We start from the raw sequence: 19,666 nt of genomic DNA, 5'->3' as shown, positions 1-19,666 counted from the left end.
TAACTTTTTAAAATTATAATTATGAGCGTTCAAGTATGGACATGGATTTTAGTTGCGGTTACTTTCGGACTTTATTTTGGTATTGCCATTTGGGCTAGGGCCGGATCGACCAAAGAGTTTTATGTAGCTGGCGGAGGTGTATCGCCATTAGCTAATGGAATGGCAACAGCTGCTGATTGGATGAGTGCTGCCTCATTTATTTCAATGGCGGGTATTATTTCTTTTGCAGGATATGACGGGTCAGTCTATTTAATGGGATGGACGGGAGGATACGTGCTATTGGCACTTTTACTTGCTCCGTATTTAAGGAAGTTTGGTAAATTCACAGTACCTGATTTTATAGGCGACCGGTATTATTCAAACACAGCAAGAACAGTTGCGGTTATATGTGCCTTAATTGTCTCATTTACTTATGTCGCCGGGCAAATGCGCGGAGTGGGCATTGTTTTTTCACAATTTTTACAAGTTGAAATAGAGTGGGGAGTAATCATTGGTATGGCTATAGTCTTGGTATTTGCTTTTTTAGGTGGTATGAAAGGTATCACATATACCCAAGTAGCTCAATATTGTGTGCTGATCTTTGCCTTTATGGTTCCGGCATTCTTTATTTCAATGCAGATGACAGGAAATATTATTCCTCAAATTGGGATGGGTGGTTCTGGTGCCGATGGTACTTTTTTACTTGACAAATTAGATGCCTTGCATACTGACCTTGGTTTTAAAGAATATACTACAGGATCTAAATCTACCTGGGATGTTTTTGCAATAACTTTAGCATTAATGGTAGGTACGGCAGGTCTGCCTCATGTTATAGTTAGGTTCTTTACCGTGCCCAAGGTAAAAGATGCACGTAAGTCAGCCGGGTTGGCACTATTATTTATTGCTATTTTATATACAACGGCTCCTGCAATTGCAGTTTTTGCACGAACTAATTTAATTGAAACTGTTAGTAACCAAGATTATGAAAAGGTTCCTGAATGGTTTAAGAATTGGGAAAATACCGGATTAATCGCATGGACTGACAAAAATGGTGACGGTAAAATTCAGTACGTAGAAGGGAAAGCGTTAAGCAGTAAAAAACCAAAATATGTGGATGTCAAGGATTCTGATGGTAATCGAGTTCCCAAAAGGGGGGAACATGGTCAGCGTTTAATCAGTAATGCAAGCGATGCAACTAATGAGTTATATGTTGATAGGGACATTATGGTGCTTGCAAATCCTGAGATAGCCAAATTGCCCAATTGGGTTGTTGCATTGGTAGCGGCAGGGGGGTTAGCAGCAGCGTTATCTACAGCAGCCGGATTGTTATTAGTGATATCGACTTCCATTTCACACGATTTGATTAAAAAGCAAATCAAACCTAACATTTCAGATAAAGGCGAGCTATGGGCAGCTAGAATAAGCATTTTGGTTGCAATCATTATTGCAGGATTGTTTGGTATTTATCCTCCTGGATTTGTCGCCGCAGTAGTAGCTTTGGCTTTCGGTTTGGCTGCAGCATCATTTTTTCCAGCAATTATTCTTGGAATATTTGATAAAAGAATGAACAGACAAGGTGCAGTTGCCGGAATGATAGTGGGTATTACTCTAATGTTATTTTACATGATACGTTATAAAACCGGATTGATTGGCGTAATGGATCCACGACCAGCATCTGAATGGTGGTTTGGTACTTCTCCCGAGGGCTTTGGTACTATTGCGATGATCGTAAATGTTGTGATATCGGTTGTGGTATCTCGATTAACTCCACCACCGCCTGAAAACGTTCAGGAAATTGTCGAAAACATAAGGATACCTAGCGGTGCGGGAGAAGCACAGGCTTCCCATTGATTATGGTGTTAGTTGGTCATGGTGCTACCGTTATGTGTAGCACCATTTTTTTCTTAATTTTAGTTGGAACTAGTCATTTTTATCTGTGAAAAAAAGACATCAACAAAAATTCGTAATTATTTCACTGTCACTGTTTTTGGTGCTCAATGTACCGCTGGTATTAATTTTTGATACTGATGGGCAGTTTTTAGGTTTTCCAACCTTTTATTTTATAGTGTTCTTATTGTGGTTATTAGTCATTGTTTTATCCTACTTTATTTTAAACAAACACTATGAGTAACATTTGGGTCATAGCTACGATACTTATCTACCTATTTTGCTTATTTCTCATTGCTTTTTGGGCTGAGCGCAATGCTAGTAGTAAATTAATCAATAATCCCTATGTCTACGTATTATCCCTTGCCGTTTATTGCTCTGCTTGGACATACTACGGAAGTGTAGGTGTGGCAGCGACATCAGGAATAAATTTTCTAACAATTTATTTAGGGCCTCTTATTGCTATTCCACTTTGGATTATCGTTATGCGAAAGATTATTCGCATTTCTAAAACACATAAGATATCAAGTATTGCAGATTTTATTTCATTACGATTTGGGAATAATAGATTTTTAGGTGGGATGGTTACTGTAATTTGTCTTCTTGCCATTGTGCCCTACATTTCACTCCAGCTAAAAGCTATCTCAGAAACATTTAAAGTGATCACTGGAAATGATAATACTGTTTCCAGTTCTATTTTTGGTGATTCAACCTTTTATATCTCCGTTTTATTAGCACTCTTTGTTGTGTTTTTCGGTACATTGAATACCGACGCTTCTAAACGTAGAAAAGGAATTGTAACAACAGTGGCAGTAGAGTCGGTTTTAAAGTTGATGTTTTTTCTGGTAATTGGAGCCTACGTTACGTTCTATGTATTCGATGGGACTGCAGATTTATATGGAAAAGCAGTAGTTACAGATAATTTTAGAAATCTAAGTTCTTTCAACGGTATCGACAACGGTTTTAATTGGATGTTTACAATTATGTTATCGTTTTTTGCAATTTTTCTTTTACCTCGTCAATTTCAGGTAACTGTTGTTGAAAATAGTAATGAAAAGCACTTAAAACACGCTATTTGGCTATTTCCATTGTACCTTCTTTTGTTTAACGTCTTTGTAATTTTCATAGCTTGGGCCGGAAACCTCTCACTACCTGACGGGGTAAATAAAGATTACTATACCTTGCTTTTACCGTTGCAGCAAGATAATCTGTTTCTGGCATTTCTAGTGTTTTTAGGAGGCTTTTCCGCTGCTATTTCTATGATTGTGGTGTCAACCTTATCACTGTCTACTATGGTAAGTAACAACTTGATTATACCTTATGGTTATTTAGATAAATTTGGTTCAGGAGATTTGGAAAAAAATGCAAATCGCATTAAAACAATCCGCCGTATTTCAATTTTTTGTTTGATAATAGCGGCCTACTTTTTTTATGCTCTTTTTTCATACGAACTTTCGCTATTTTCTATTGGGCTTATTGCTTTTGTTTTTATTGCACAGTTAGCACCATCCTTTTTTATCGGTTTGTACTGGAATCGTGGTTCTTCAAAAGCTGCGATTATTGGTATGATTGGCGGCGTTGTAGTTGTGGCCTATATGCTTATAGCCCCTCAAATGACTACTGTCATAACAGGTAATACTAACTTTATAGATTATGGCCCTTTTAGTATTGAGTTATTGAAACCATACCAGTTTTTGGGTATCGATTTTTTAAATCCCGAGGCGCATGCTTTTTTCTGGAGTATGTTGATTAATGGACTACTTTTCTTGTCTATCTCATTAGCGGGAAAGGGTAATTACAGAGAGCGGAATTATGCTGAAATGTTTGTAAATAGTGAAAATTATGAAAATCTTCAAGAGGGCGCTTTTGTTTGGAAGGGGGAGGCCTACGTTTCTGACATAAAATCGCTGTTAATTCGATTTTTGGGGGAGCAGCGAACCAAGAGAGCTTTTGATTTGTTTAATAGGAAGCACGATATCTCTGAAGAACAGGAACGCGCTGACGCGCGGTTGATTAACTTTTCAGAGAAATTACTCACTGGAAGTATTGGGAGTGCTTCCGCAAGAATTTTAATTAGCAGTGTAGCGAAAGAACAACCTGTTAGTTTGGTCGAAGTATTAAACATTCTTGAAGAATCAAAAAAAACCAGATTGGTCAACAAAGCGCTTCAAGAAAAATCCGATGAACTTTCACAATTGGCAGGTCAGTTGAAAATGGTGAATTCTGAATTACTCGAGCAAGATCGAATTAAAAATGAGTTTCTTGATACAGTAGCTCATGAACTGAAGACACCAATAACTTCAATAAAAGCTGCTTCAGAATTATTGACGGACGACGATGAGATGCCAGAGGGATTAAAACATCAGTTTTTACATAATATTTCAAAAGATGCGGATCGACTAAGTACCCTAATTCATAATCTATTGGATCTTGAGAAATTATCAAATGACGTTGATCCGCTTAATATCAAACCGTATCAAGTTGATCAAACTATTGAAAAAGCAATAAGAGGGGTAAAACAAATCGCAGATAAGAAATCGGTCGATCTATTATTTCAACCTGATGAACCTATGAGTGCGTATTACGATGAAGATAGAATTATACAAGTATTAACCAATTTACTATCTAATGCGATTAAATTTACCGAAGAAGATCATGGTAAAATTAAGATAAAAGCTTATGAACAAAATGGAAATATCGTGATTGATGTAGAGGATAACGGTAAAGGGGTTCCAGCTGAAGACCAAAATTATATCTTCGATCGATTTTACCAAGCTAAACATCAAAACATAAAAAAACCATTGGGCAGCGGACTTGGATTAGCCATCAGTAAAAAAATTATTGAGAATCACCATGGTGATATTTGGATAGATTCCACTTATCTTAAGGGCGCAAAATTTTCATTTACTATCCCTAAAGAAACAGTATGAATAAAATCTTAATCGTTGATGACGAACCCAATATTGTAATGTCGCTGGAGTACGCATTTAAACGAAAAAACTTTCAGGTATTTATAGCTCGAGACGGTAGCGAAGCTATGGAGATTATGGAAAAAGTAGTGCCAGACGTAGTGATTTTAGATATAATGATGCCAAAAGTAGATGGTTTTCAAACGCTTAAATATATTAAAGGGCAAGAGAAATTTAAGAATACTAAAGTGGTGTTTTTAACTGCAAAAACAAAAATTGATGATATCGAAAAGGGATTGCAGATGGGGGCGGACAAGTATTTAACGAAGCCCTTTTCAGTCAAAAAAGTTATTTCAGAAATAAATCAATTATTATAAAACAAAAGTTACGTGCAACTAACAATGTTTTTTAATAGTAATACAAAAAGTTATGAGTAATTATCATATCAAACACCTAGAAGAATATTTCCAGGTATACCGAAAATCAGTTAGAAACCCGGAAAATTTTTGGGAAGAAATTGCCGAAGAGCACTTTTTATGGCGCAAAAAGTGGGACAATGTATTAAGTTGGGATTTTTCAAAACCCGAAATAAAATGGTTCGAAGGCGCCAAATTGAATATAACAGAAAACTGTTTAGATCGACACCTAGCTACTAGAGCCGACAAAACAGCGATCATATTCGAGCCAAATGATCCGAATGAAAAAGCACAACATATCACATATCAACAACTAAGCGATCGTGTAAATAAGTTTGCCAACGTATTGAAAGATAAGGGTATTAAAAAAGGTGATCGCGTTTGTATTTATCTACCGATGATTCCTGAGTTAGCTGTTTCGCTATTGGCGTGTGCTCGAATAGGGGCGATTCATTCTGTAGTATTCGCAGGTTTTTCTTCAACCGCATTGGCAACCAGAATCAATGATAGTGAATGTAAAATGGTCATCACCGCTGATGGTTCGTACCGAGGAAACAAAACAATCGATTTAAAATCGATCGTTGATGAAGGTGTTGCGGAGTGCACTTGCGTCGATGCTGTTTTAGTAGTAAAGCGAATTGGAAGTGAAGTTTCAATGGTTGAAGGTAGGGATGAATGGTTGCAACCTCTACTTGACAATGCTTCAACAGAATGTAGTGCTGAAGTCATGGATGCTGAAGATGCGTTGTTTATTTTGTATACTTCTGGTTCTACCGGTAGCCCTAAAGGGATGGTGCATACCACCGCTGGCTACATGGTATACACAGCTTTTACCTTTAAAAATGTATTTCAATATCGTGAAGAAGATGTGTATTGGTGTTCAGCTGATATTGGTTGGATAACTGGTCATAGTTACATAGTTTATGGACCTCTTGCCAATGGCGCAACCACAGTCATGTTTGAAGGAGTGCCTAATTATCCCGATTGGAGCCGTTTTTGGGAAGTGATCGAAAAACATCAAGTAAATCAATTTTATACTGCACCAACTGCTATTAGAGCTTTGGCAAAGGAGAAATTGGACTATGTAGAAAAACACGATTTGTCTTCTTTAAAGGTATTAGGTTCAGTGGGAGAGCCCATTAATGAAGAGGCTTGGCATTGGTATAACGATAATATTGGTAAGAAAAAAAGTCCTATTGTTGATACTTGGTGGCAAACTGAAACAGGGGGAATTCTTATTTCACCGATCCCTTATGCCACACCGACAAAACCAACATATGCAACACTACCAATGCCTGGAATTCAGCCGGCTTTAATGGACGAACAAGGTGAAGAGATTAAAGGAAATCAAGTAGATGGTAGACTTTGTATCAAATTTCCTTGGCCAAGTATGGCTAGAACTATTTGGGGCAATCATCAGCGATATAAGGATACGTACTTTTCTGCTTTTAACAATAAGTATTTTACCGGCGACGGAGCGCTACGAGATGAAGTAGGGTATTATCGTATTACGGGTCGGGTAGATGATGTCGTGATTGTGTCTGGTCATAATTTAGGTACCGCACCCATAGAAGATGCAATTAACGAACATCCGGCAGTTGCGGAGTCTGCCATTGTAGGTTTTCCTCATGATATAAAGGGAAATGCATTATACGGTTTTATCATTTTAAAAGAAGTAGGTGAAAGTCGTGATCGCAATAATTTAGGAAAAGAAATTAATCAAACAATTACCGAACATATTGGTCCAATTGCTAAGCTTGACAAAATTCAATTTGTTCCTGGCTTGCCTAAAACAAGAAGTGGTAAAATAATGCGTCGTATTTTGAGAAAAATTGCTTCCAAAGATTTTTCTAACTTTGGCGATACCTCTACTTTACTGAATCCTGATGTGGTTCAAAAAATAAAGGAAGGCGCCCTATGATGAATTAAAAATGAAACCCTTGACAGGATTATGGAGAAAATTCCTCTTTCTGAAGACGAACTTACTAACATTAAAAAAAGGTACAAGTACAATCTTGAAAAGTTTAAAAGAAACTTTGTTATTTCGACTATAGTGGGACTGGCAGCCCTGTTTGTGAAAACGGATGCTTGGTTTCGTCTTGGTTGGTATCAACCTGAAGAAATTCCCGATATACCACCTAGAACTAACCTAATAGAGGTATGGGGTGCAGTTCCTGCTATTTTTATCATATTGGGAGTTATAGGGATTATTTTATTAGTAAGCTACCGCATGTTTTTATATTCATTTCGTATGGATATGAAGCATAAAATAAAAACTCGAGGTGTTTATGAGGTGGCTAGAATTCAGTTAATAAGCCAGAATTATGCGAGTATGTTGGATGGTGACGATGCAATACTTCATTTTAAAAAGAAAGACGGCACTCCTGTAAAACATGTGTTTTTTAATCAAGAGCAAAATCCTGATTGGTTGAAAGCTAAGAAATTCATGATCGAGCGAGCACAATATTCCTATACCCATTTTAAAGAGGAATTGGTTGAATAGTTTGAAAAGAATTCCTTTTTCTGATAGGGTCAAATTTATTAAAGAAGCTATAAAAGCCCATAAGTTGTTGGTTGTGGGCTTTCTTATTTTTTTTCTTATCGGTTGCATTCTTATTTATGTAGGAACAACTATAACTGAAAGCAGTACCAAATGGTTTTTATATGTTTTCGGCGGATCTTTTATTGGATTCATGTTGTTTTTTGTTGGATTTACGATGCCCTCTAGTTTGCGGTATTACTACGAAAAGGCACTAATCAAAAAATATGGTGCTTTTGGAAATGGCATTATCACCAAGTTAGAAATCGAGGATCATAGTTATATTGATGATGAAAAATCTATTGAACAATTTCATTATGGTATAGGGTATTCATTTGAGTATTTGAACAACACCTATGAAGGCTTTTTTTATGTGTATCATAAAGAGTGTTTTGAAAAGTTAGCTATTGGCGACACAATCCCTATTAAATTTTTAAAAACAAAGCCTGAAAAATCTTTTCCTCGACGTATCAAACTCTGTAATGAGTTACAGTTAACTAGGGAGTTTTGCGCTGAAATTGTTACTGTTGATTAGTACAGTTTAATGTTAATAAAATTAGTCTGCAAAACATCTTGTATTTAGTAATTTCGAGGTTCAGAATGGTTATGTTATATAACGATAAAATACTGAATCCGCTACGCTGAACTACTTTATAGATGTCATATTACCAATTCCGCTTCAAAAGCTATTTACCTATACGGTAACAGAAGCAGAAGCAAATTTCTTGAAACCCGGTTTTCGAGTAGCTGTACCTTTTGGCAAAAGAAAGGTATACACGGCCTTAGTCGTCAATATCCATCGAAATCCGCCTGAGACGTATGAAGCGAAATCTATTCAACAAATTCTTGATGAAAAAGCGGTAGTTAGGGCTGAACAGCTTTCACTTTGGAAATGGGTTTCCAGTTATTATATGTGCAGTATGGGCGACATTTTTAGAGCAGCATTGCCTAAAGCATTTTTGCTGGAGAGCGAGACCATAATTTATCTGAATGCAGACAACCAAATAAATGAATCGATCTTAAGCGATCATGAGTTCTTGGTGATTGAGGCTTTAGGACATCAATCTTCTTTAAAAATTGAAGACCTCTGGGCAATTTTAGACACTAAAAAGATTTTACCAATAATCAATAGCCTTATTGAAAAGGAATATATTGCTGTACAAGAAGAACTATATGAGCAGTATAAACCAAAAGAAGAAAGTTATGTAGTGCTTCATGAACAGTATACTGCTGAGGAAAAAATGCATGAGCTGCTAGATGTATTATCACGTGCGCCTAAACAACGAGAAGTGGTAATGCGCTTGTTTACCTTATCTGCTGCAACCAAAAAACCAATTAAAAAATCAATACTACAAAAAGAAAGTAATAGTACAGCTGCTATTATCAAAACCTTGGTTGATAAAGGGATTTTAAAAACATTTAAACAGCAGGTTGATCGTGTAACTTTTGAAGGGGAAACAAATGAGATTAAAACGTTAAATGCACATCAACAAAAAGCCTTAGATGAGATAAAACATTCGTTTTTAGATAAGGAGGTAACGCTGTTACATGGGGTAACTTCATCAGGAAAAACTGAAATATATGTGCAGCTTATAGAAAAAGAGCTAACTAAGGGGAGACAAGTATTGTATTTGGTACCTGAGATTGCGTTGACAACTCAGTTAATTCAAAGATTACAATATTATTTTGGCGAAAAGGTAAGCATATTCCATTCTAAATATTCGGTAAATGAACGTGTTGAGGTCTGGAATAATATGTTGAATAAATCATCAAAGGCTCAACTTATTGTTGGCGCACGATCGGCTATTTTTTTACCGTTTTCGAATCTTGGGCTGACTATTATTGATGAAGAACACGAGGCATCTTATAAACAGTTTGACCCAGCTCCAAGATATCATGCAAGAGATACCGCTGTTGTATTGGCTAATATTTTTAAAGCAAAAGTACTAATGGGGACCGCTACTCCCGCTGTGGAAACCTATTTTAATGCAAAGCAAGATAAATATGGTTTGGTGAATTTAGATAGACGGTATGGCGATGTATTGATGCCAGATATAGAGTTGGTAGATCTAAAGGATAAGCATAAGAAAAAGAGGATGCAAGGCCATTTTTCTGACCGTCTTATTGAAGAAATCGAGGAGGCCTTAAAGAATAAGGAGCAAGTAATTTTATTTAAGAACCGCAGGGGTTTCTCTCCAATAGTTGAATGTGGTACATGTGGTCATTCTCCGCAATGTCCCAACTGCGATGTGAGTCTCACTTATCATCAATACAAAAATGAATTGCGCTGTCACTATTGTGGTTATCGTATGGCGATGCAAACTAATTGTCAAGCTTGTGGTGTGGCGAATTTAGATAGTAAAGGTTTTGGTACACAACAGGTAGAAGCAGAATTAAAAGAACTATTTCCTAAGGTTAAAGTAGGTAGAATGGATCTTGATACCACTCGAGGTAAACACGGTTACGAAAAGATTATCAACGCGTTTGAGAATGAGGAAATAAGCATTCTGGTTGGTACTCAAATGCTAACCAAAGGATTGGACTTTAGAAATGTTGGTTTAGTGGGTATAATGAGTGCAGATAGTATGCTTAATTTTCCTGATTTTAGGGCACATGAACGCAGTTTTCATCTAATGCTTCAAGTTGCTGGTAGGGCAGGGCGAACCAAAAAGCGAGGCAAGGTTCTTATCCAAAGTTTTAACCCGTATCATCAAATACTGCAACAAGTTTCTACGAATGACTATTTAGGAATGTTTACTGATCAAATTAATGAGCGACGACAATATGAATATCCTCCTTTTTTCAGATTAATCAAAGTAACCTTGAAACACAAGGACTTTAATAAAGTAAACCGAGGTGCTGACTGGTTAAGTACCTATTTAAAAAATAGTTTTGGGAAATATGTTTTGGGGCCGGAATTTCCTCCAATTGCTAGGATTAGAAACCAGTATCACAAGAATATTTTGATCAAAATACCGAAACAGCAATCTCTTACTAACACCAAAACACACATAAAAAAAATCAGGAACAGTTTTGAAGCTATTCCTGATTTTAGAAGTATTCGATTAATTATCGACGTCGATAATTACTAAAGATTTTCTAACGCGTCGGATAATTGTGTTTTCTTATTTCTACTTAAAGGAATTTGTTTTCCTTCAACTTCTACTGTTTTACTATTAAAACGCTCCACTTTGGTCAGGTTAATAATATATGACTTGTGTATGCGTAAAAATTTATCTGCAGGCAGTGTTTTTTCAAACGACTTCATGGTCGATAATACGATGATACCTTGATCGTTTGTAATCAGCTTAATGTAGTCTCCTAAAGCTTCAATCCATTTTATCTCATTTAAGAATACCTTTTTCTTCTTAAGGTTACTCTTAACGAAAATGTACTCCTGATCTTCAGGGTTTACCGCATGTTTTGCTTTGTAGCGTTCGATAACACGCTCTATCGCCTTTTCAAAGCGATCTTTTTCTAAAGGTTTATGTAGATAATCTGTTACATCATAGTTAAAGGCTTTAAACGCATAATCTACCTTTCCGGTAACTAAAATAACCTGCGGTGGTTCTTGCAAAGACTCTAAAAGGTCAAAACCAGTCAATACAGGCATTTCGATATCTAGTAGAATAAGATCTACATTTTGCGTTTTTAAGCCGTTCTTAGCTTCAATGGCGTTGCTGTATTCGGCTACCAAATTCAGCGCAGGGTGATTCATAATAAGCCTTGTAATGGCAAGTCGCTGCGTGGAGGAGTCGTCTACAACAATACAATTAATTTTCATGTGTTAAGATGCTATATAAGTGTGCCGCAATTTATGAAAAAATCGATAATAAGCAATAAAATACGACTATTTAGTTGTTTTAAACAAATGCATGTTGTTTCATGTAAGAATTTAGACAAATAGATCGCAGTATAATCCTTTTAAAATTGGTGATTTAGCGAAAAAAGTATTTAATTTTCATTGTCCCATTATGATCCGAAAATCGTTCGGTTTTTTAAAAGTGCTTAATTCCCATAATCTTATTGTTTTAATGATTAAAATTAGCTACTTTTGCACCCGCTTTTAAGTAAAAAAGCAATTAACATATTTTATTTATTATGAATCAATACGAAACTGTTTTCATCTTGAATCCCGTTTTATCTGATACTCAGATAAAGGAAACAGTAAAGAAATTTGAAGATTTTCTTGTTTCTAAAGGAGCTAAGATGGTATCAAAAGAAGATTGGGGGCTTAAAAAGCTTGCGTACCCAATCCAAAACAAGAAAAGTGGTTTTTATCACTTATTTGAATTCACTGTAGATGGTGAAGCAATTACTCCTTTAGAGTTAGAATTCCGCAGAGATGAGCGTATTATGCGTTACTTAACAGTAAAGCTAGACAAACACGCTATCGATTGGGCGGTACGAAGAAGAGAAAAGTTAAACATTAAAGCGTAACAAGTATGTCTTCAATAGAACAACAAGCAAAAGGCAAGAAAGAAGGAGAGATCAGATATCTTACTCCTCTTAATATCGATACCAATAAAGCAAAGAAATACTGTCGCTTTAAAAAATCAGGTATCAAGTATATCGATTATAAAGACCCTGACTTTTTATTAAAGTTTGTAAACGAGCAAGGTAAAATCTTACCTCGTCGTTTAACCGGTACTTCACTTAAATATCAACGTAAAGTTTCTGTTGCGGTAAAAAGAGCGCGTCATTTAGCGCTTATGCCATATGTAGCAGACCTTTTAAAATAATTGGGAGGGTAAGAAGATGGAAGTTATATTAAAACAAGATGTAGAGCAGTTAGGCTTTAAAGACGATGTAGTGAGCGTAAAAAATGGTTACGGTCGTAATTATTTAATACCTCAAGGTTATGCGATTTTGGCAACTGAGTCTGCTAAAAAAGTATTGGCCGAAAACTTAAAGCAACGTGCTTATAAGGAAGCGAAGTTAGTAGAAGACGCTAAGAAAGTAGCAACTGCTATTGCTGACTTAACAATTAAGATCACTGCCAAAACAGGCGCAGGAGATAAGCTTTTTGGTTCTGTAAACAACATTAATGTTTCAGAAGCTCTTGAGAAAGAAGGTCATAAAATTGACAAGAAGTTTATTACCGTTGCCGGAGGTAACGTAAAAAGAACTGGAAATTATAACGCAAAAGTTCGTTTACATAGAGAAGTTGTTGTAGACCTGCCATTTGATGTGGTAGCAGAAGCAAAGTAATTAACAATTTTTCTTTATAATTAGTATAAGAAGCCACCATTTTGGTGGCTTTTTTCATTTAATTTTAAACTAATTATAACAAGCAATTAACTCAATCAAAACCTTTATGAAAACAAGATTATTGTTCATCTTTATGTTGGTTTTTAGTGCATGTACGTTTGCACAGGTAACGACCTCAAACATAAAAGGTTTGGTCTTAGATGACCAAAATGTACCATTGCCGGGAGCGAATATTCTGGCAGTTCACAATCCAACGGGAACCAAGTATGGCGCTGCTACGAACTTCGATGGCCGCTTTAACTTATTGAACCTTCGTGTCGGTGGGCCTTATACCGTAACTATTAGTTATGTTGGCTTTAAAACACAGGAATTTACAGATGTGTATCTAACATTAGGTAAAACCTATAACGTCGATGCAGCAATGACCACCGATGCAGCACAATTAGATGAGGTGGTGGTAACGGGAGACCAGTCTGGTACTTTTGGTAATGACCGCACTGGAGCTGAAACTAGTGTGGGAAGAAGAGAACTTACTAGACTACCAACTATTTCTAGGTCTACTAACGATTTCACGAGATTAGAGCCTACCGCGAGTGCAGGGTCTTTTGGCGGTAGAAATGATCAATACAATAACTTTTCACTGGACGGTGCCATCTTCAATAATCCGTTTGGATTAGATGCTGCACAACCGGGTGGGCAAACGAATGCAACACCAATTTCTATTGAAGCGATTGAACAAATACAGGTTACAACAGCACCTTATGATGTAACGCAATCTGGTTTTACCGGTGCTTCTGTAAATGCCGTAACTAAGAGTGGTACCAATGAATTTAGAGGTACGGTTTATGGCTTCTTTAGGAATGATGACTTAACCGGAGGAAAGATCAACGGAGATGATATCACCAAAACCGGACTAGAGCAAACGCAATATGGTATTAGTATAGGAGGGCCTATTATTAAGGATAAATTGTTCTTCTATGCCAACTTTGAAAGAGATGACCGTACCGAGTTAGGTACTGATGGTTTTATTCCAAACAGAGGATCAGGAGCGATTAATGAATCGCGTGTTGCACTTGCGGATTTGCAGTTGGTTGACAACATTCTTCGTCAGGTGGTTGTGGGTCAAGATGCCCAAGGAAATGATATTTTTTATAATCCAGGCGGATTTGAAAACTTTAATTATGATTCAGAGTCGACCAAAGGAATTTTCAAATTAGATTGGAACATTAATGATAATAACCGACTTGCCTTAATCTATAATTTCTTAAATGCGTCTAGAGGTTTGCCTGCTAACAGAAATGCGATACAGTTTCGCGGCCCGAGTTTAGCAACCCTTCAATTTGCAAACGCCGGATACGAGATTAATAACAATATTTCATCTTTTCAACTAGAATTGAACTCGACTTTATCAGAAAAAGCGACCAATAAATTACAAGTTGGATATACGTTTTTTGACGATTTTAGAAATCCGTTTTCTTCACCTGCACCGAGTATCACGATTCAAGATGGGGCGGGAAGTAACTATATCATTGCAGGTCACGAGCCATTTTCTATCAACAATAGGTTAGAGCAAAAAGTATTTCAGATCACTGATAATATGAACTTTTTTGAAGGAAACCACACCTTTACGGTAGGCTTCTCTTTTGAAAAATTCCAGTTCGACAACTCATTTAATTTAGGAGCTTACGGAGCGCAAGGAGTTTTCTTCCCAACGGCAGGTTCCGTAGCGGATTTTCAGAACTTTGCTAATTCGGGCGGGTTACAAGCAGCTTTTAATAGCGCAATCGCAACATTTAATGCTTCAAATGCAGCAGGAATTGGAAATCCTGGAGGTTGGTCATTGGCCGAAACGAATGTAGGCCAGTTCTCTTTCTATGCGCAAGACCAATGGGATGTGACTGAAGATTTTAAACTGACTTATGGTGTTCGCTTTGACAAACCATTGTATTTTGATACGCGGGAAAAGATTCAAGAGAATATCGCTAGAAAACCATTTACCTATCAGCCTAACATTCAGTACTTCAATCCAAATACAGGGCAAGAAACACTTATTAACTCTGAGCAATTGCCAAACAACAAGTTCTTGGCGTCGCCAAGAGTTGGATTCAACTGGGATGTAAAAGGAGACAACACACTTCAATTACGAGGTGGTTCAGGCTTGTTTACGGGTCGTTTTCCTTTTGTATGGTTAGGAAACCAGGTACAAGGTTTAGACTTTTTCTTCTATCAAGCGGTCGATCCTGAATTCCAGTGGCCACAAGTATGGCGAACCAATATAGGTGTAGACAAGGCTTTTGATAACGGATTAGTACTTACTGCGGATGCTTCTTATACAAAAGATTTGAATGCAGCGCACGTACAAAATTGGGGATTACGTCCTCCTTCAGCAGCATTAAATGCTCCAGGAGATAACAGAGCACGATATGCGGCTTCTGATATTGGTAACAGTGGCTTCGTTTTCACAAACTCTGATCAAGGACGCATTATCAATGCCTCTATAAAGGCACAGAAAAACTGGGATAATGGATTGTATGCAATGATGGCATATTCGTATTTAAATGCTAAAGAAGTAAATTCAGTCGACGCCGAAATTACCGGTGATGCATTTGCAGGTAATGCGGTAGTTGGGGATGCTAATAACGATGTGTTATCTTTTTCTAGATATGGCGATACACATCGCTTAATTGGGGTTATTTCTAAAGAATTCAAAACAGGAACTACCATTTCAACATTCTTTGAGTATGCTCAAGGTGGTCGCTTTAATTATATTTATGGAGGAGACATTAATGGCGACGGTTCTTCAATTAACGACCTTCTTTATATCCCGACCTCGGCAGAAGTGCAGCAAATGAATTTTTCTGGAGCGGGTCAAGCAGAGGCCTTTGAAGCGTTTATTCGACAAGATGATTACCTAAGTGATAACCGTGGCAGCTATGCCGAGCGCTATGCGGGATTAGCACCTTGGAGAAGTAGTTGGGATATTAAAATATTACAGGATATTAAAGTAAGCGAGAATAATAAGTTTCAAATCAGTTTAGATATTTTAAACTTTGGTAACTTGATTAATTCTGAGTGGGGTGTAATCGATCAACCGGTATTTGATCAAGTATTAGGAGTATCTGTAGATGCGACCAATACTCCAACGTTTACCTATGATCCTAATCAACGAGAAACATTCTCAGCAAATACCTCGTTAAATTCAAGATGGAGAGCCCAAGTTGGTGTTCGTTATATATTTAATTAAATGTAACTGGCAAGATTTCTAAAATCTTGTAGCGGTTGATGAATAACATCAAATAATTTTAAAAAGGCTGTGCATAATCGTGCAGCCTTTTTACTTTTGCATCGATTTAGAAATGAGCTATGAAGTACGAGCGATTAACAAAAGAACAGTTTGAAGAGCTACACCAAGAATTTATTAATTTTTTGGCTACGCAATCGATTACTGCGGAAGAGTGGAAAGATATAAAAGCCAGTAAACCTGAAGTTGCTGAACAAGAATTAGATGTATTCAGTGATCTCATCTGGGAGGGCGTTTTAAGCCGGGTAGAATATTTAGAAAATATTTCTTCGAGTCAGATGCATCTATTTTTTTTAGATGATCATCAAATGAGGTTAATCGCTGTAAAAGTGCTGAATCCGAGTATCGATTTGACCACTAAGGATGGTTTCGCGTGGTTCAAGAAAAATTTCTTGACCGATCAGGTAGAGATGATGACCGCATCTAAATCATATACTGAAGACAAGAACAAAGACCGCTTTGAGTTGATTAAGAAAGGAGCAGTCATCACCAAAGGGGAATTATTCAATTGGTTTGATCAACTAATCAATGTTGATTGATTTTTTAGGCAATAGGCAATAGGCAATAGGAAAGGGGCAAAAGACAAGAACCAATACAAAAAACGAGATAGGAAGTAGGATGTCACCTCGAGCGGAGTCGAGAGGTTTTTAAGTAAAAACTTAATCCGCACTAAAATAAATTTGAAAAACGAAATCGGAAATACAAAAAATAACATTTAGAAGTTTGATTCGTTAACTTTTGACTTTCGACTTAAAACCAGAAACCTTAAACAGTTTAACTTATAAGAATGGCTCAAAAACCATCAGTACCAAAAGGAACACGCGATTTTTCACCGACAGAGGTGGCTAAAAGAAACTATATCATGCAAATCATTAAGCATCAGTTTGGTTTGTTTGGGTTTCAGCCTATCGAGACACCTTCGTTTGAAAATTCATCTACCTTAATGGGTAAATATGGTGAAGAAGGAGATCGCCTGATTTTCAAGATTCTGAATTCCGGTGATTTTTTAAACAAAGTAGATGAGCAGTTATTTCGAGAAAAGGATGTGAAAGTCTTAACAGGCAAAATTTCAGAAAAAGCCCTTCGCTACGATCTTACAGTACCATTTGCTCGTTATGTGGTACAGCATCAAAATGAGATTGATTTCCCATTTAAGCGCTATCAAATACAGCCCGTATGGAGGGCAGACAGACCTCAAAAAGGCCGTTTCCGAGAGTTTTACCAATGTGATGCAGACGTTGTTGGAAGTAGCTCGTTGTGGCAGGAAGTAGATTTTGTGCAATTATATGATTCGGTATTTACCGACCTGAAATTAGAAGGAGTCAGTATCAAGATGAATAATCGCAAAATTTTATCCGGTTTTGCTGAGGTAATGGGGGCGAAGGATCAGCTAATCGACTTTACTGTTGCACTTGACAAACTTGATAAAATAGGCCAGGAAGCGGTAAAAAATGAAATGTTGTCAAAAGGGATTTCGGAAGATGCCATTGCTAAAATGCAGCCTTTATTTGAATTTGAAGGCAGTAACGATCAAAAGCTCGATAAACTAACTGAAATGCTTGCAAGTAGCGATGAAGGTACTGAAGGTGTTCAAGAATTGAAGTTCATTTTTGACATGATTGGTGCCATTGGCTTGAAAACGGCAAAGCTTGATATAGATATAACACTAGCTAGAGGTCTTAACTACTATACAGGAGCGATCTTTGAAGTTACCGCACCCGATACTGTGAAAATAGGTTCAATAGGTGGTGGTGGGCGCTATGATGACTTAACCGGTATTTTTGGGCTCAAGAATATGAGCGGAGTAGGTATTTCATTTGGGTTAGACAGAATTTATTTGGTACTTGAAGAACTTGGGTTATTTCCAGAATCGGTTCATACCGGTATAAAGGTCTTGTTTATCAATTTTGGAGAAAAAGAAGCGTTATATGCAACGCAAGCAATAGCTAAACTTCGAAAGGCAGGTATAAGTGCAGCCCTGTATCCTGATACTAGTAAAATGAAAAAGCAAATGCAGTTTGCTAATAAAACAAATGTGGTGTTTACCGTAATGGTCGGAGATCAAGAATTAAAGGATAACAAGTACACCATAAAGCAAATGCACTCAGGTCAACAGGAAACTGTAGACTTTGAAAAGTTGAAATCTATGTTGCTTGAAAGTTAGGACTAAAAATATCCTGTAAGTAGTCTTCTAAATACAGCAATTACCCCTGCGATTAAAACGATAAAAATAAATACTGTTGCGATTTTAAAAACAAAGGCATGAAGTGGTTTCATGTCACTAAACGCTTGTTTGTACCAATTTTTAAAATAACTTATTGCTTGCATAATCCCCCAATTAATTAATCGAAAACCAAAAGTGTCTATAGTAAGTAACACTAAAAAAATGATTTTAGTATATACGACTAAGATAATCATTTGGATTATACTCAAATAAAAATCGGCTAACAGTTGTTAACAACCTATAGCCGATTTCGATTACATAAGGTTTGGCATTACATGGTAAAATAGCCAGTAAATAGTTGATAAAAAATGGCTACAATGCTCACTGCAATTATTAGCAGCAGTATACTACTTGCAGCTTTAAAAACTACTTTTTGGTAATTTTTTAAATTTTCAAATGCCTGATTATACAGGTTTCTCAATTGTAAAAATGTCTCCATAACATATGGGTTTTAAGATTTAGGTATCGCTAAAGTACATATTTTATCGATAAAATACAAATCTAAATCCCAATACGTTTCTTCAGAAGTGCTTTATAACCAGTTTAAATCACGAAAAATCCTGTGCTTACTCTATATAAAAATGCAATGATTCCGGCTACAACACCACCTAATACTAACCACGATAGTGTTTTCAAAAAATATATTTGAAATGTTTTAAGTTGTTCGAATGCTTTTAAATATGCCTGCTTAAAAATTGTTATAGTTTCCATAATCTATTTGTTTTAAATGGGTTTGTCATTAGTATGACTTTATAAATCCCATATGGTTTAATTATCTGATGTAACCAAATCGCGTGCCAAGATTAAAAATTGGAGTTTTGAGTGATGAGCGGTGATGTAATTTTCTAATGAGAATTAATAAAAAACAGCACCGCGTTTTTTTTGATTGAGATGATAATGTTTTTATATTTGCACCCGCTAATTCAGCAAGTATACTAATTAGCACAATGGCGAGGTAGCTCAGCTGGTTACCCGCCCGTACCGAACGGCACGTTCGGGCGGGGAGCGTTAGGTTCAAGCTCTTATTCAAAAATTGAATCTTACATATTTATGGCGAGGTAGCTCAGCTGGTTAGAGCGTCGGATTCATAACCCGGAGGCCGCGAGTTCAAGTCTCGCTCTCGCTACTTATTTATGAGGCAGTTACAAGGTTTTTGTAACTGCTTTTTTTATATCCATGATTCCCAAAACAGACTATTTT

The 19,666-nt window shown here is 36.7% G+C and carries 17 protein-coding genes and 1 tRNA gene; 14 read left to right on the top strand and 4 right to left on the bottom strand.

Annotation, left to right across the window (positions count from 1 at the left end):
• Positions 1-21: 21 nt before the first annotated feature.
• The 7 genes from ABN763_RS16785 (at position 22) to priA (ending at position 10,822) form a co-directional block, all read left to right on the top strand.
• Positions 22-1,830 (top strand): sodium:solute symporter family protein, encoded by a 1,809-nt coding sequence (locus tag ABN763_RS16785; RefSeq protein ID WP_410486657.1) that lies wholly within the window; start codon positions 22-24, stop codon positions 1,828-1,830.
• Between the two features lie 272 nt (positions 1,831-2,102).
• Positions 2,103-4,796 carry a sodium:solute symporter family transporter gene (locus ABN763_RS16780; protein WP_410486656.1) on the top strand — a complete coding sequence of 898 codons (2,694 nt, stop codon included), beginning with the start codon at positions 2,103-2,105 and terminating at the stop codon, positions 4,794-4,796.
• Positions 4,793-5,152, top strand: a complete 360-nt coding sequence (locus tag ABN763_RS16775) for a response regulator transcription factor (protein WP_410486655.1) — start codon at positions 4,793-4,795, stop codon at positions 5,150-5,152. The genes ABN763_RS16780 and ABN763_RS16775 overlap by 4 nt, the downstream gene beginning before the upstream one ends.
• Before the next feature lie 52 nt (positions 5,153-5,204).
• The gene (gene acs / locus ABN763_RS16770) at positions 5,205-7,112 is read left to right on the top strand and encodes an acetate--CoA ligase (protein WP_410486654.1); all 1,908 of its coding nucleotides are present in this window, start codon (positions 5,205-5,207) and stop codon (positions 7,110-7,112) included.
• Positions 7,113-7,142: 30 nt separating this feature from the next.
• Positions 7,143-7,694, top strand: a complete 552-nt coding sequence (locus ABN763_RS16765; RefSeq protein WP_410486653.1) for a hypothetical protein — start codon at positions 7,143-7,145, stop codon at positions 7,692-7,694.
• Positions 7,687-8,265 (top strand): hypothetical protein, encoded by a 579-nt coding sequence (locus ABN763_RS16760; RefSeq protein WP_410486652.1) that lies wholly within the window; start codon positions 7,687-7,689, stop codon positions 8,263-8,265. The genes ABN763_RS16765 and ABN763_RS16760 overlap by 8 nt, the downstream gene beginning before the upstream one ends.
• A 106-nt stretch (positions 8,266-8,371) precedes the next feature.
• Complete coding sequence (gene priA, locus ABN763_RS16755) at positions 8,372-10,822, top strand: primosomal protein N' (RefSeq protein ID WP_410486746.1); 2,451 nt, start codon at positions 8,372-8,374, stop codon at positions 10,820-10,822.
• Here priA and ABN763_RS16750 read toward each other — a convergent pair.
• Positions 10,819-11,514: a LytR/AlgR family response regulator transcription factor gene (locus ABN763_RS16750; protein ID WP_164032063.1), complete on the bottom strand. Its 696-nt coding sequence runs from the start codon at positions 11,512-11,514 to the stop codon at positions 10,819-10,821. The genes priA and ABN763_RS16750 overlap by 4 nt on opposite strands.
• Before the next feature lie 317 nt (positions 11,515-11,831).
• On the opposite strand from ABN763_RS16750, the gene rpsF reads away from it, so the two are divergent.
• From rpsF to hisS, 6 genes are all read left to right on the top strand, one after another.
• Positions 11,832-12,170 carry a 30S ribosomal protein S6 gene (rpsF, locus tag ABN763_RS16745; RefSeq protein WP_410486651.1) on the top strand — a complete coding sequence of 113 codons (339 nt, stop codon included), beginning with the start codon at positions 11,832-11,834 and terminating at the stop codon, positions 12,168-12,170.
• A gap of 5 nt (positions 12,171-12,175) precedes the next feature.
• Positions 12,176-12,472: a 30S ribosomal protein S18 gene (gene rpsR / locus ABN763_RS16740; RefSeq protein WP_164032057.1), complete on the top strand. Its 297-nt coding sequence runs from the start codon at positions 12,176-12,178 to the stop codon at positions 12,470-12,472.
• A 16-nt stretch (positions 12,473-12,488) separates the two neighbouring features.
• Entirely contained in the window at positions 12,489-12,941 is a 453-nt protein-coding gene (gene rplI, locus ABN763_RS16735) for a 50S ribosomal protein L9 (RefSeq protein ID WP_410486650.1), read from the top strand.
• Between the two features lie 106 nt (positions 12,942-13,047).
• Positions 13,048-16,185 (top strand): carboxypeptidase regulatory-like domain-containing protein, encoded by a 3,138-nt coding sequence (locus ABN763_RS16730; RefSeq protein WP_410486649.1) that lies wholly within the window; start codon positions 13,048-13,050, stop codon positions 16,183-16,185.
• A 119-nt stretch (positions 16,186-16,304) separates the two neighbouring features.
• Positions 16,305-16,781, top strand: coding sequence for a DUF6495 family protein (locus ABN763_RS16725; RefSeq protein ID WP_410486648.1), 477 nt, complete (start codon positions 16,305-16,307; stop codon positions 16,779-16,781).
• Positions 16,782-17,029: 248 nt separating this feature from the next.
• Positions 17,030-18,406 (top strand): histidine--tRNA ligase, encoded by a 1,377-nt coding sequence (hisS, locus tag ABN763_RS16720; RefSeq protein ID WP_410486647.1) that lies wholly within the window; start codon positions 17,030-17,032, stop codon positions 18,404-18,406.
• Between the two features lie 2 nt (positions 18,407-18,408).
• Here hisS and ABN763_RS16715 read toward each other — a convergent pair whose 3' ends face one another.
• The 3 genes from ABN763_RS16715 to ABN763_RS16705 form a co-directional block, all read right to left on the bottom strand.
• On the bottom strand, positions 18,409-18,570 hold the full coding sequence (locus ABN763_RS16715; protein WP_410486646.1) for a hypothetical protein: 162 nt from the start codon (positions 18,568-18,570) through the stop codon (positions 18,409-18,411).
• A 167-nt stretch (positions 18,571-18,737) separates the two neighbouring features.
• Complete coding sequence (locus tag ABN763_RS16710; protein WP_410486645.1) at positions 18,738-18,905, bottom strand: DUF6747 family protein; 168 nt, start codon at positions 18,903-18,905, stop codon at positions 18,738-18,740.
• Between the two features lie 104 nt (positions 18,906-19,009).
• On the bottom strand, positions 19,010-19,177 hold the full coding sequence (locus ABN763_RS16705; RefSeq protein ID WP_410486644.1) for a DUF6747 family protein: 168 nt from the start codon (positions 19,175-19,177) through the stop codon (positions 19,010-19,012).
• Positions 19,178-19,518: 341 nt separating this feature from the next.
• Between ABN763_RS16705 and ABN763_RS16700 the strand changes: the two genes are divergently transcribed.
• Positions 19,519-19,592 (top strand) — tRNA-Met (locus ABN763_RS16700).
• Positions 19,593-19,666 lie beyond the last annotated feature (74 nt).

This window comes from Spongiivirga sp. MCCC 1A20706, assembly GCF_046524175.1.
In the GTDB taxonomy this organism is placed as follows: Bacteria; Bacteroidota; Bacteroidia; order Flavobacteriales; family Flavobacteriaceae; genus Spongiivirga.
Note: the sequence above shows the minus strand (reverse complement) of the source record. Positions and strands in the feature narration are given on the sequence as shown.

What these genes read in the sequence shown, in the direction of transcription:
- ABN763_RS16785 (WP_410486657.1), top strand. Translation starts at nt 22, where the DNA reads ATGAGCGTTCAAGTATGGACATGGATTTTAGTTGCGGTTACTTTCGGA.
- ABN763_RS16780 (WP_410486656.1), top strand. Translation starts at nt 2,103, where the DNA reads ATGAGTAACATTTGGGTCATAGCTACGATACTTATCTACCTATTTTGC.
- ABN763_RS16775 (WP_410486655.1), top strand. Translation starts at nt 4,793, where the DNA reads ATGAATAAAATCTTAATCGTTGATGACGAACCCAATATTGTAATGTCG.
- acs (WP_410486654.1), top strand. Translation starts at nt 5,205, where the DNA reads ATGAGTAATTATCATATCAAACACCTAGAAGAATATTTCCAGGTATAC.
- ABN763_RS16765 (WP_410486653.1), top strand. Translation starts at nt 7,143, where the DNA reads ATGGAGAAAATTCCTCTTTCTGAAGACGAACTTACTAACATTAAAAAA.
- ABN763_RS16750 (WP_164032063.1), bottom strand. Translation starts at nt 11,514, where the DNA reads ATGAAAATTAATTGTATTGTTGTAGACGACTCCTCCACGCAGCGACTT.
- rpsF (WP_410486651.1), top strand. Translation starts at nt 11,832, where the DNA reads ATGAATCAATACGAAACTGTTTTCATCTTGAATCCCGTTTTATCTGAT.
- rpsR (WP_164032057.1), top strand. Translation starts at nt 12,176, where the DNA reads ATGTCTTCAATAGAACAACAAGCAAAAGGCAAGAAAGAAGGAGAGATC.
- rplI (WP_410486650.1), top strand. Translation starts at nt 12,489, where the DNA reads ATGGAAGTTATATTAAAACAAGATGTAGAGCAGTTAGGCTTTAAAGAC.
- ABN763_RS16730 (WP_410486649.1), top strand. Translation starts at nt 13,048, where the DNA reads ATGAAAACAAGATTATTGTTCATCTTTATGTTGGTTTTTAGTGCATGT.
- ABN763_RS16725 (WP_410486648.1), top strand. Translation starts at nt 16,305, where the DNA reads ATGAAGTACGAGCGATTAACAAAAGAACAGTTTGAAGAGCTACACCAA.
- hisS (WP_410486647.1), top strand. Translation starts at nt 17,030, where the DNA reads ATGGCTCAAAAACCATCAGTACCAAAAGGAACACGCGATTTTTCACCG.
- ABN763_RS16715 (WP_410486646.1), bottom strand. Translation starts at nt 18,570, where the DNA reads ATGCAAGCAATAAGTTATTTTAAAAATTGGTACAAACAAGCGTTTAGT.
- ABN763_RS16710 (WP_410486645.1), bottom strand. Translation starts at nt 18,905, where the DNA reads ATGGAGACATTTTTACAATTGAGAAACCTGTATAATCAGGCATTTGAA.
- ABN763_RS16705 (WP_410486644.1), bottom strand. Translation starts at nt 19,177, where the DNA reads ATGGAAACTATAACAATTTTTAAGCAGGCATATTTAAAAGCATTCGAA.